The organism is Terribacillus aidingensis, assembly GCF_900215625.1.
GTDB classification, from domain to species: domain Bacteria; phylum Bacillota; class Bacilli; order Bacillales; family Amphibacillaceae; genus Terribacillus; species Terribacillus aidingensis.
Map to the genome: position 1 here is coordinate 912,120 of NZ_OBEK01000001.1, position 12,851 is coordinate 924,970.

General features: G+C 44.4%; 8 protein-coding genes. 6 read left to right on the plus strand and 2 right to left on the minus strand.

Annotation, left to right across the window (positions count from 1 at the left end):
* Positions 1-46: 46 nt before the first annotated feature.
* Together CRO17_RS04330 and CRO17_RS04335 are read right to left on the minus strand one after the other, a co-directional pair.
* Positions 47-3,250 (minus strand): DEAD/DEAH box helicase, encoded by a 3,204-nt coding sequence (locus tag CRO17_RS04330; protein ID WP_097039598.1) that lies wholly within the window; start codon positions 3,248-3,250, stop codon positions 47-49.
* A 435-nt stretch (positions 3,251-3,685) separates the two neighbouring features.
* Positions 3,686-4,180 carry a PTS sugar transporter subunit IIA gene (locus CRO17_RS04335; RefSeq protein WP_097039601.1) on the minus strand — a complete coding sequence of 165 codons (495 nt, stop codon included), beginning with the start codon at positions 4,178-4,180 and terminating at the stop codon, positions 3,686-3,688.
* Positions 4,181-4,426: 246 nt separating this feature from the next.
* Between CRO17_RS04335 and CRO17_RS04340 the strand changes: the two genes are divergently transcribed.
* The 6 genes from CRO17_RS04340 (at position 4,427) to bshB2 (ending at position 12,830) form a co-directional block, all read left to right on the plus strand.
* Positions 4,427-6,016 carry a peptide chain release factor 3 gene (locus CRO17_RS04340; RefSeq protein ID WP_097039603.1) on the plus strand — a complete coding sequence of 530 codons (1,590 nt, stop codon included), beginning with the start codon at positions 4,427-4,429 and terminating at the stop codon, positions 6,014-6,016.
* A 172-nt stretch (positions 6,017-6,188) separates the two neighbouring features.
* Entirely contained in the window at positions 6,189-8,177 is a 1,989-nt protein-coding gene (uvrB, locus tag CRO17_RS04345; RefSeq protein ID WP_097039605.1) for an excinuclease ABC subunit UvrB, read from the plus strand.
* A gap of 5 nt (positions 8,178-8,182) precedes the next feature.
* The gene (uvrA, locus tag CRO17_RS04350; RefSeq protein WP_097039607.1) at positions 8,183-11,062 is read left to right on the plus strand and encodes an excinuclease ABC subunit UvrA; all 2,880 of its coding nucleotides are present in this window, start codon (positions 8,183-8,185) and stop codon (positions 11,060-11,062) included.
* A gap of 76 nt (positions 11,063-11,138) precedes the next feature.
* A complete protein-coding gene (locus CRO17_RS04355) occupies positions 11,139-11,630 on the plus strand; it encodes a MepB family protein (RefSeq protein ID WP_097039609.1) in 492 nt (163 codons plus the stop codon).
* 162 nt (positions 11,631-11,792) lie between these two features.
* Positions 11,793-12,140, plus strand: a complete 348-nt coding sequence (locus CRO17_RS04360; RefSeq protein ID WP_097039611.1) for a YojF family protein — start codon at positions 11,793-11,795, stop codon at positions 12,138-12,140.
* Positions 12,141-12,155: 15 nt separating this feature from the next.
* On the plus strand, positions 12,156-12,830 hold the full coding sequence (gene bshB2, locus CRO17_RS04365; RefSeq protein ID WP_097039613.1) for a bacillithiol biosynthesis deacetylase BshB2: 675 nt from the start codon (positions 12,156-12,158) through the stop codon (positions 12,828-12,830).
* The last annotated feature ends 21 nt before the right edge of the window (positions 12,831-12,851 follow it).

Below are 12,851 nucleotides of genomic sequence, written 5' to 3' on the forward strand. Positions count from 1 at the left end.
CGGACCATAAAAAGAAGGAGCAAGCCGACGCGGCTTGCTCCTTTTCCTATATTTCCTGCATCGAGAGCAGGCTCCGTATTTCTTCTTCTGTTAGGGTGTTCAGCATTGTTTCGCCTGGTTGAATAATCTGGTCTACTAGTGCGCGTTTTCGCTGCTGCAGTTCGAAAATTCGTTCCTCGATTGTTCCGCGGGTAAGCAGGCGAATAACTTGCACGACATTTTTCTGTCCAATTCGGTGAGCACGGCCGGCTGCTTGTTCTTCGACTGCGGGATTCCACCATAGGTCGAAGAGTATAACAGTATCTGCTCCAGTCAAATTCAAGCCGGTGCCTCCGGCTTTCAAACTAATCAGGAAGCCATCGTTTTCTCCTTCATTGAAAGCTTCTGCCATCTGCATTCTCTCCTTGGAAGGGGTGCTGCCGTCCAAATAAAAGACGTCGGTATCATCCAATGCTTCCCTGATAATTTGCAGCATGCTGGCAAATTGCGAGAAGATGAGGAAGCGTTTGTTATTTTGCTTCAGTTCACGAATAACTTCCAGCAGCTGTTCCAATTTACCGGATTGCCCCGTATAGTTTTCAATAAATAGGGACGGGTGACAGCAGATCTGCCGCAACCTGGTCAGTCCGGCGAGTATCTCCAATTTACCTCGGTCAAAGCCTTTTTCAGCAATTGTCTGGTCAATCTTACGTCGTATCCGTTCGAGGTAGCCAACGTAAATTTCTTTTTGTTCTTGCGTCAAATCAGAATACGTGGTTGTTTCAATCTTTTCTGGCAGTTCATGCAGCACGTCGGTTTTTACCCGTCTCAAAATGAAGGGGCGAGTAATTTGCGCGATCTTCTCCGGTTCAAATTCTGTGAACGTTTTGCGGCTGCGGAACAATCCCGGTGAAATGGTATGGAAAATCGACCATAGCTCATCCAATCTGTTTTCAATCGGTGTACCACTCAAAGCAAATCGTTTCCCGGCTTGGATAAGTCCGACAGCTTTAGCTGTCTGTGTATTATGGTTTTTGATTGCTTGCGCTTCATCTAAAACTAAGCTATCAAATAACTGCCCTGCATATACATGATGATCCACACGCAACAATGGATAAGAAGTAATGACAATATCATAATCCGTCAAGTGCGCGAGCTGACTTTGCCGTTCTGTTACCGATCCGGAAATCACTAATGTCCGCATATGAGGCGCGAACTTCTCAAATTCTTTCTGCCAGTTATAAAGCAGGGAAGAAGGTACAATAATCAGCGACGGGCGGGATGCTGGATTAGCTTCGCGCTCAGATGTGAGATAAGCAATCGTCTGCAATGTTTTCCCAAGACCCATATCATCAGCAAGAATACCGCCGAGACCATAATAAGCGAGTGTCTTCATCCATTTGAAGCCTGTCAGCTGATAGTCACGCAATTCGGCATTCAGCCCGGCTGGCAGGTCGAAATCAATTTGTTCCGGATTGCGAAGCCGTTCAATAAGTGTTTGAAAGGCAGCTTCCATCTCGGCTCCGTGAAGTGCCTCTTCGACTTGCATGCTTTGTGCGACTGGAACAAAGATATGCTGCTTATCCAGCTGGCTTTTCCGTATCTGCAGCTGCTCCAGAAAGTCTTGGAAGTTTTCCATTGAATCTTGTTCCAAATCGAGCAAGGCGCCGTCTGGGATGCGGTAATATTTTTTCTTCTCAATCATTGCTTGCAAAACATTGCTAATATGAGTTTCGGATATACCGTTTATATCAAAGCTGATTTCCAGCATGCCTTTTTCCTGCTGCAAGCGAACAGAAGAGGACACTTCATGCTGGTCGTCTGCCTTCATCGCCTGTACCCGGTCAGATATATACACTTCCGCTACTTGCTGCAAAGCAGGCAAGTGCTCATGAAGAAATTGATAAATATACTCCATGTTAAGCAAGTGAAAGCGACCTTTAGTAAAGCGGAATCCTGATGTGTGCAGCTGCTGCAAAACGGCATCTTCCTGAGCAGTTTGCCGTTTGATAACAGGAAGATTTGTCTGCTTCTGTCCAGGGTGAATCACATACTCACCATAATGGAAAGCGACGCTGGCATGCAGCACATCGTCTGTTTCATCCAAGTACACTTTTGCTGTAAGAGGTGCCAGTTCTACTTTGCTGCGGACTGTTTCAGCGATATGCACATGACCAATTTGTTCGAGCTTCCCAACGACTTGGGATACAAATTGATTTACATTTTTATCGGCAACCGTCTGCGGCGTATCATGCCGGTAAGGCAGGATTGAGAACAGTTCTTTGATTAGTTCCCGCTGTTCAGGCGGGACGGGGTAGAGCACATCGTCCTTTACGAGATAATGATAGTTTTTAATGTATTCATAAGCAGCAATATCTTGTACACCGAATTGCAGCATTTCTTGTTCGTCCGTTGATAAGTAAAAATCCAAGCGTGCCGGCTGGCTGCTCACATGAAATGCATTCATTGCATCCGTGTGGAGAAGATGAAGGGAGGCACCAGCTTCAGCAAGCTCGGGCAGCAAGTCTTTAGCCAAAGAAGGTGTCAGTTTAACAGCACGTTTTTCTGACTGAAGGGAAGACGCTGTGAATTCATGGATAAAACTATTTTCACAAGCCTCCAATAATTGTCCCAGTATGTGTCTGTCCTCTGGTGAGACAATATGTACATTCGGATCAAAAGCAAAGCTTGGTGTTAGCTGATAGCGCGTATGGTGAAGCACACTCCGGAGAAAATCCTCTGCCAGACGGACGATATACGTACGGGAAGTACCAGCTTTGAGCTCGACCTCCAGCACCGTGTTGCCATTTGTCTGCAAAAAGCGCTGTTCTACTTTATACTCCAGCTTTAATGTTTCCGGCTGTTTAGATGGCAGGCGTTCATCCGAGGAAGCGAAGGTTTGTACCAGCCGATCCGTGAAATCCGTCTGCCGAGCTGCTGCAGGCGGAGATGTATCTTCGGTTATCGTATAACCGTTGCTGTCAAAACGGTTTTTACTGATTGCGATTAAGACAGCTGCGATATGCTTGCACGTATAGTGGGTGTGATATGCCGGACAAGAACAAACACCATCAAGGTCATCGTCCTCAAAGAAAAAGATCCGTACTGGATAGTTTTCTGTGCCACGAACAACAGCCTTCCATTGATTGATGGAAGGTGTAAAGCTAAGCCCCTGTACACGGCCTTTGTTGGCATAGTCCAACCCTCTGCGGTAGAAACGATCACCTGTCACTTTGATGATATCTTGTTTATCGAGAAAATAAGATTGCATAAAAGCCCAGTCTCCAGTCTAAAAAATTCATTATCCTATCATTATAACAGATATGACAATAGCCTTCCCCAACCAGGCAGAATAAAAAACGAGTATGAGGTAAATCAAGAGTAGTGAGTTCTGATAATGAGGTGCAATGCTTTGGCCGCCGCTTCGAGGTCTTCGACTAGCGCTGTTCCCGCAGGAGTCTACGTATTCTGTCTATGCTAGTTGATTTCTACTACACTGAAGCACCTTTTGCATAAATTAGCACAGAAAGCTGTCATTGACTTTTGAGATTCACGAGGTCTGTTTTCCCCAAGTCGAGTGTACTTCGACTTACTGTTCCTTATTCAGAAACTCCAATGTAAAAAAATCCAAACAACACGCATTTATCCGCAGTATCGTTTGGATATATAGATAGTTAGTCATTATTTACATCAGCTTCACTTGCACTTACTTCTTTTTCACTTGGAAAATTTGTGTTTCACCCGCGATTGCTTGCTCGGGGAAGAGTGCTTCCAGGGTGAAATCACTTTCTTCAAAGTTTGTGACAATCACTGGTGTGATGCTGCTTTTTGCTTTTGCTTCGATTACTGGCTTTTCAAAACGAACTAGTCTATCACCGGCAGAAACTTTATCTCCGACTTTGACAAACGTTTCGAAACCTTCCCCTTTTAAATTTACGGTATCAAGCCCGATATGCACGAGCAGCTCTAAGCCCATGTTGGTTTTCAAGCCAATGGCGTGCTTTGTTTCGAATACTTGGACGACTTCCGCGTCAATCGGACTGACGATGGTTTGATCGGACGGCTCGATTGCGACACCGTCACCCATCATTTTTTCAGCAAATACAGGGTCAGGTACTTCTTCCAGCGGGACGACTCTGCCAGTGACAGGGCTTACAAAACTTTCTTCCGTAACATTTTTACCGAATAGTTTTTTGAGCATGATTGTCTCTCCTCAGAATAAACCGAATTTTGTTGAAAGTCTTGTTACCAATATAGTAAAGCGTTTTCTTTGTATCGGTCAATAAAAACCTTCTAAGAGAAGATATTGCCTAAAGCAACTAACATTAGGTATAGTAGAGAAAGACTGATTTTTGAGCGGAAAGAAGGTTTAACGCAGTGTGATAAAAAACGCCCACGTTGATAGACACGCTCTACGAATGCTAACAGAACGGCAGGTAATGAACCGATGAAAATAAATGAAGAAGTACAAAAACGTAAGACTTTCGCAATTATATCCCACCCGGATGCCGGAAAGACGACACTGACAGAGAAGCTGCTCGTCTTTGGTAACCTTATTCGTTCGGCGGGTACTGTTAAAGGAAAGAAATCTGGTAAGTTTGCCACATCCGACTGGATGGAAATTGAGAAGCAGCGCGGAATTTCTGTTACATCATCTGTAATGAACTTCCCTTATAAAGATTATCAAGTGAATATCCTGGATACACCAGGACACGAAGATTTTAGTGAAGACACATACCGAACTTTAACGGCAGTGGATAGTGTTGTGATGATTATCGATGCCACAAAAGGCATTGAAGCACAAACGCTGAAGCTGTTTAAAGTTTGCCGTATGCGCGGTATCCCTATTTTTACCTTCATTAATAAACTGGACCGTGAAGGCCGAGAGCCATTGGAGCTTTTGGAAGAGATTGAACAAGTATTAGATATCGAGACATATCCAATGAACTGGCCAGCAGGTATGGGCAAACGTTTCCTAGGTATCTTCGACCGTCATAACGAGCAATTTGTCCGCTTTAACGGGAACGAAGAAGAAACGTACATTCCATATAGCGAGCTGGATGATCCGGCATATGCTGATTTGACTGGTCAATCTACCTTTGAAGACACAAAAGGAGAGCTGGAATTGCTAGAAGAAGCTGGCGACCAATTCTCATTAGATCGTGTACTTGCAGGTGAGCAGACACCAGTATTCTTTGGAAGCGCCCTAGCGCCATTTGGGGTGCAGACTTTCTTTGACACATTTGTCAGCATGGCACCTGCTCCAGGAGGCCGTCGTACAACAGAGGGAGTTGTATCACCGGATAAAGAAGAATTTTCCGGTTTCATTTTCAAGATTCAAGCAAACATGAACCCAGCCCACCGTGACCGAATTGCTTTCTTGCGCGTTTGCTCTGGGAAGTTCGAACGAGGTATGAGTGTCCAGCTTGCTCGTTCTGCTAAACCAATCAAACTTTCGCAATCACAGCAGTTCGTCGCTTCTTCCCGCGATACAGTAGAAGAAGCTTTTGCTGGAGATATTATCGGTATATATGATCCGAATATTTACCGAATTGGAGATACATTGGTGGAAGGAAAAGCAAACTTCGAATTCGATGAGCTGCCGCAATTCCCGCCAGAAGTATTCAAGAAGGTATCAGCGAAAAACGTCATGAAAGCAAAACAATTTAGAAAAGGAATTGAGCAGCTTGTGCAAGAAGGAGCGATTCAGCTGTTCCGCGGAAAACGCGATGACAGCTTCATCCTTGGCGCAGTTGGAGAGCTGCAGTACGAAGTATTCGAATATCGAATGAAAAACGAGTATAATGTAGAAGTAGTATTGGAATCGATGGGAGAACGCATCCCACGCTGGCTGAAAGCTGAGCAAGTGGATGAACGCCTGTTCGACGAGCGCAGTTTGCTCGCACAGGATCGTGAAGGAGAATACTTGGCATTGTTCAAGAATGATTTTGCTCTTCGCTGGTTCACCGATAAAAACCCGAAAGTTGATTTAATTGATCTGTTTGAGGTCAACCAATACGACCAAACTGCTAACTAATAGATAAAGCCGTCATTTTTGACGGCTTTTTGCTATCTGCTGTGTTTATGTTTCGTAGATTAGGTAAACATCTATACTAGCGGGTATACAGAATTTTAAACGAATGTTTGTTCGTATTTTTATATATTTTATGCTATTATATGAGAAATGAATAGAACGGAGGAAATTGGCGTTGAAGGAAAATGAAACGTTTGAGTTAGTATCCAAATATAGTCCGCAAGGCGATCAGCCGCGGGCAATTGATCACTTAGTCGAGGGTATTCACCAGAAAAAGCGCCATCAAACATTGCTTGGAGCGACAGGTACTGGTAAAACGTTCACTATATCGAATATGGTGAAGGAGATAAATCGTCCGACACTCGTAATAGCTCATAACAAAACACTAGCAGGCCAGCTGTACAGCGAGTTCAAGGAATTCTTTCCGAACAATGCTGTAGAGTATTTTGTAAGTTATTATGATTATTATCAGCCTGAAGCTTATGTACCGCAGACAGATACATTCATCGAGAAAGATGCCAGCATTAATGATGAGATCGATAAATTGCGCCACTCCGCAACATCTTCGCTTTTCGAGCGGAATGATGTGCTGATTGTAGCAAGTGTATCCTGCATCTATGGTTTGGGTTCCCCGGAGGAATATAAGAGCCAAGTGCTTTCCGTCCGTGTCGGGATGGAAAAAGACCGGGATGAACTGCTCCGCAACCTTGTTGATATCCAGTATGCAAGAAACGACATTGACTTTCAGCGTGGTACGTTCCGCGTACGCGGTGATTCTGTTGAGGTTATTCCGGCTTCAAAAGAAGAACATTGTATTCGCTTTGAGTTCTTTGGTGATGAAATCGATCGTATTCGGGAAGTAGATGCGCTGACAGGAGAGATAATTGGCGACCGCGAGCATGTTGCCATCTTTCCGGCTTCCCACTTCGTCACGCGTGAGGAAAACTTGAAAAAAGCGATTAGCAATATTGAGGAAGAGCTCAAAGAACAGCTTGCTGTATTTAATGAGCAAGGCAAATTGCTGGAAGCGCAGCGTTTGGAACAGCGCACCAACTACGACTTGGAAATGATGCGTGAGATGGGCTTTTGTTCTGGTATCGAGAACTATTCCCGCCATCTTACTTTCCGTGAAGCGGGAGCAACGCCGTATACGTTACTGGACTTCTTCCCAGACGATTTCGTGGTAGTAGTTGACGAGTCCCATGTTACGCTCCCGCAAATCAGGGGAATGTTCAATGGGGACCAAGCCCGTAAGAAAGTGCTTGTTGACCATGGCTTCCGTCTGCCGTCAGCCATGGATAACCGTCCGCTGACATTCACTGAATTTGAGAAAAAGACCGAACAGCTTGTGTATGTATCTGCAACTCCGGGACCATATGAAATGGAGCATACACCTGAGATGGTAGAGCAGATTATTCGTCCGACAGGGTTGCTTGATCCAGAAATAGATATTCGGCCAATTGAAGGTCAGATTGATGATCTTATCAGTGAAATTTATAAACGTACCGAAAAGAATGAGCGTGTCTTAATTACAACACTCACGAAGAAAATGTCAGAAGACTTAACTGATTATCTGAAAGATATCGGGATAAAAGTTGCTTATCTTCATTCAGAAATTAAAACATTGGAACGTATCGAAGTTATTCGTGACTTACGAGTCGGCAAATATGACGTGCTGGTTGGGATCAACTTGCTTCGAGAAGGACTCGATATACCAGAAGTGTCCTTAGTATCTATTCTGGATGCAGATAAGGAAGGTTTCTTGCGTTCTGAACGTTCTCTCATTCAGATTATGGGGCGTGCAGCACGTAATGAAAACGGTCATGTCATTATGTATGCGAATCGAATTACGGACAGCATGCAGAAAGCCATTGACGAGACAACCCGTCGTCGTGAGATTCAAATAGCATATAACAAAGAACACGGCATCACGCCGCAGACGATCCGAAAAGAAGTGCGGGATGTAATTAAAGCAACTATCACGTCTGAAGAGAGCGGCACACCGAATAAGGATACGCCGGATTTGACGAAGCTGACGAAAAAAGAAAAAGAAAAAGTTATTGCCGATATGGAGCAAGAGATGAAACAGGCTGCGCGCGATCTCAACTTCGAACGTGCTGCAGAGCTTCGTGATCTTGTATTGGAACTTAAAGCGGAAGGGTGAAGCAAGTGGCGAAGAAACATATATCAGTCCGAGGTGCACGCGCTAACAACTTAAAAAATATTGATGTAGATATTCCGAAAGACAGCCTGGTCGTATTGACAGGCTTGTCTGGTTCAGGAAAGTCATCGCTCGCTTTTGATACGATTTACGCCGAAGGGCAGCGGCGCTATGTGGAATCACTATCTGCATATGCCCGACAGTTCCTTGGCCAGATGGACAAGCCCGACGTCGACTCCATTGAAGGGCTGTCACCAGCAATTAGTATTGATCAGAAAACAACAAGCAAAAATCCGCGTTCCACTGTCGGAACGGTAACAGAGATTTATGATTATTTGCGTCTGTTGTTTGCAAGAGTCGGACGTCCAACTTGCCCGCGGCACGGGATTGAGATCAGTTCCCAATCTGTTCAGCAAATGGCTGACCGAATCCTTGAATTTCCGGAAAGATCCCGCCTGCAAGTATTAGCGCCTGTTGTTTCCGGTAAAAAAGGCGAGCATGTCAAAGTGCTGGAAAAGCTGCGTGCAGAAGGGTATATCCGTCTTCGTGTAGATGGCGAAATGATGGAGATTTCAGATGACATCAACCTGGAGAAGACGAAGAAGCACTCCATTGAAGTTGTAGTCGATCGGATTGTGATTAAAGAAGGCATCACAGGCCGTTTGACAGATAGCTTGGAAACAGCTCTTACACTCGGAGACGGCCGAGTAATTGTAGATGTAATGGGCGTGGAGGAATTGCTATTCAGTGAGCATCACGCTTGTCCAATTTGCGGTTTTTCTATCGGTGAATTGGAACCGCGAATGTTTTCTTTCAACAGCCCATTCGGTGCGTGCACATCTTGTGATGGTTTGGGTACGAAACTGGAAGTTGATCCTGACTTAGTCATTCCGGATAAAGAGCTAACCCTGCGCGAAGGAGCGATTGCAGCGTGGGAACCGACTAGTTCGCAATATTATCCGAAACTGCTGGAAGCTGCCAGCAGTCATTTTGGTATTGATATGGATGTACCGGTAGGCAAGCTGCCGGAGTCACAGCTGGATATCTTGCTGAACGGAAAGAAAAAAGAGAAAATCTATTTCCGTTATGAAAATGATTTTGGCAGAGTGCGTGAAAGCAACATTGAGTTCGAAGGCGTACTGACAAATATCGCTCGTCGTTACCGTGAGACGACGTCTGATTTCATTCGCGAACAAATGGAGAAATACATGAATACACGCCCATGTCCAAAATGTAAAGGACATCGTCTTCGGGAAGAGTCGCTTGCAGTGCTTATCAATGGCAGCCATATCAGCAACGTTACCGAGCAGTCTGTATTGGAAGTAAAACAGTTCATGGAAGAGCTTGAACTGAATGAAAAAGAACGTCAAATTGCTTTCATGATTACAAAGGAAATTGTAGACAGACTTACTTTCCTAAACAATGTTGGTTTGGATTACCTGACGTTATCTCGTGCTGCAGGAACTTTATCCGGCGGCGAAGCGCAGCGTATTCGTCTTGCAACACAAATAGGTTCAGCATTAACCGGCGTTCTGTATGTACTGGATGAACCATCAATCGGATTGCACCAGCGCGATAACGACCGTTTGATTGAAACGATGAAACGGATGCGTGACTTGGGTAACACGCTCATTGTCGTCGAGCACGACGAAGATACGATGATGGAAGCCGATTGGCTGATTGATGTAGGACCGGGAGCTGGCGAACATGGCGGACAGATTTCCAGTCAGGGTACACCAGCTAAAGTGATGAAAGATAAGCGCTCGCTCACAGGACAGTACTTGTCTGGCAAGAAATTTGTGCCGCTTCCATTTGAACGCCGCAAACCGGATATGGAACGTGTTATCGAAGTTATTGGTGCTGAGGAAAATAACTTAAAAAAAGCATCTGCTAAAATTCCGCTCGGTTTGTTCAATGCCGTGACGGGTGTATCTGGCTCTGGTAAAAGTACGTTCGTAAATGAAATTCTGCACAAAACACTGGCGCAGAAACTCAACAGAAGCAAGCAGAAGCCAGGTAAGCATAAACAAGTCAAAGGCTTGGAGCATCTGGATAAAGTTATCGACATTGACCAGTCTCCAATTGGCCGGACACCGCGCTCTAACCCGGCTACGTATACAGGTGCATTTGATGATATTCGGGATGTATATGCCAGCACGAATGCAGCGAAAGTACGCGGCTATAAAAAAGGCCGTTTCAGTTTCAACGTCAAAGGCGGACGCTGTGAAGCATGCCGCGGCGATGGCATCATCAAGATTGAAATGCACTTCCTTCCTGATGTATATGTACCGTGTGAGGTATGTCACGGGAAGCGATATAACCGTGAGACACTCGAAGTGAAGTATAAAGGCAAAAGCATTGCGGATGTATTGGATATGACGATTGAAGAAGCTGTGGATTTCTTCGAGAACATTCCAAAAATTAAGCGCAAACTGCAAACAATTGCAGATGTCGGGCTTGGATATGTAAAACTCGGCCAGCCTGCGACAACACTTTCCGGCGGAGAAGCGCAGCGTGTAAAACTAGCTAGTGAACTGCATAAGCGCAGCAACGGAAAAACATTCTATATTTTAGATGAGCCGACAACTGGCTTGCACGTGGATGACATCGCCCGGTTACTAAAAGTGCTGGAACGGATTGTGGAGAACGGTGATACCGTTCTTGTTATTGAACATAATCTGGATGTTATTAAAACAGCCGATTATCTCATTGACCTCGGGCCAGAAGGCGGCGACCGCGGCGGAGAAATCGTAGCTACTGGCACCCCGGAATTTGTAGCCGAAGTGCCTGCTTCTTACACCGGAAAATACTTGAAGCCAATACTCGAACGCGATCGAGAACGAACAAACAGCGAAATAGAGTATGCAACACAAGTAGCAGAAAAGTAATTTGATACAGCAAGACCCACCTTCACGGGTGGGTCTTATTTTATAACGAAGCTGCAATGTAGGGGGAGGGGAATTTGTGTTTCACTCGATAAGACTGATAGATAAATTATTAGCTGATTATGGAGAGGTTCAGTTACATAACATACATTATGAAACGCAGAACGAGGAATATGAAGGGGCAACCTTCTCTATCGGACACTTGGCATTTCGAAGTCGGCGGGCTAAATTAACGCCAGACAAGAAAGGATATTTTGTGGTTTTTTGGGAGAAAAACGCTAATAACCAGAATCAGCCATTTTGCTATAAAGAAAGTCCAGAAAAGGTCGTCGTCACTATTATGGATTGTCATCTTAAAGGTCAATTTATCTTCCCAAAAGCAATTCTATATAAAAAGGGTGTTTTAAGAGATGAACACAATAAAGGAAAGATGGCGATAAGAGTGTATCCCGAGTGGGAAGCAGACCTAAATAAAAATGCATCTAAAACACAGCAGTGGCAAAGCGCGTATTTTGTGGATCTAACAAAAGAAATAAACAAGAAGAAAATTGAAGACTTATATTTTAGTTAATGTTTATAAGTCGTGACGAGAACTGTATGAGTTTCCTAACCTGGACAAGTCAAGTCAGCTCTCTTTTGGTTATAATTTCACCCTTAAACAACATTAGGAGCATTCCATTTGAATTTGTAGTAAAATATTTGTTTAGATATAGCTTGGAAGGAGCGACTTAAGTTGAAGCCAATTGATATAAATGAAGTGCAACAACATATAGATGAATTTGCTGGTAAAAAAGTGTTTATACATCTTGAAACGACAAATGGTGCATATGCTAATCATGTAAATGAAAAAGCGTACAATGTAGGAGCATTTATCCGCAATGCACAAGTGACGTATGAACACGGCAAGATTAAAGGTGCAGGCACTGCATACCGTGTTGGTCTGAAAACAGAAAACGGCTGGGTATATGCAGAAGGACTCAATGCCTGGGAAATGGACGATAAAAATCGTTTGCTGATGGCGGGTCATGATCGAGAAGGTCGTTTGATGGTTGCATTGGAAATAAGCGAGACAGCGTTCTAAGGAGGAGCAATAATCATGGAAAAACACGTAGTAGTCATCTTTCCGCATCCGGACGACGAAGCTTTCGGAGCAGCTGGTACGATTGCCAAGTTCAGAGAAGAAGGTGTGCCGGTTACATATCTGTGCGGTACACTAGGCGAAATGGGCCGTAATATGGGGAACCCGACATTTGCAACACGCGAATCTCTGCCGGAAATCCGCAAAAAGGAATTGCAGGATGCTTGCAAAGTTATGGATGTGGAATTGAAAATGCTTGGTTACCGCGATAAGGTACTAGAATTTGAGGACCTTTCAAAAGTAAGTGAAAATTTAAAAGGTTTTCTTGATGAGATTCAACCGTCATTAGTCATTACGCATTATCCAGAATATGCTGTACACCCAGATCATAATGCACTTGGCGCAGCAGCGATTGATGCAGTTTCTAAGATGGATGAAAGCATTCGGCCGACTGTTTGGGCGCAAGCATTCATGCGCGGCTACCAAGAGATCCTTGGGAAACCTGACATAGTGCAAGACATTCGCCCGTTTGTCAAAACAAAAGTGAAGGCGATTCTTTGCCATGCATCCCAGGCACAAGGTGTGCTTGGAAACGTTACTGGTGAACAGCTAACCGAAGAAAACATGGAAGCAATCGCGATGGAGCATTTTAAAGAAGAGACTTTCTATACTTGGAACTTCAAAAGCATATAATCCGTATATGTGAAAAGGAGG

Excerpts from the sequence above, each read along its gene's own strand:
- CRO17_RS04330 (WP_097039598.1), bottom strand. The coding sequence starts at position 3,250 with ATGCAATCTTATTTTCTCGATAAACAAGATATCATCAAAGTGACAGGT.
- CRO17_RS04335 (WP_097039601.1), bottom strand. The coding sequence starts at position 4,180 with ATGCTCAAAAAACTATTCGGTAAAAATGTTACGGAAGAAAGTTTTGTA.
- CRO17_RS04340 (WP_097039603.1), top strand. The coding sequence starts at position 4,427 with ATGAAAATAAATGAAGAAGTACAAAAACGTAAGACTTTCGCAATTATA.
- bshB2 (WP_097039613.1), top strand. The coding sequence starts at position 12,156 with ATGGAAAAACACGTAGTAGTCATCTTTCCGCATCCGGACGACGAAGCT.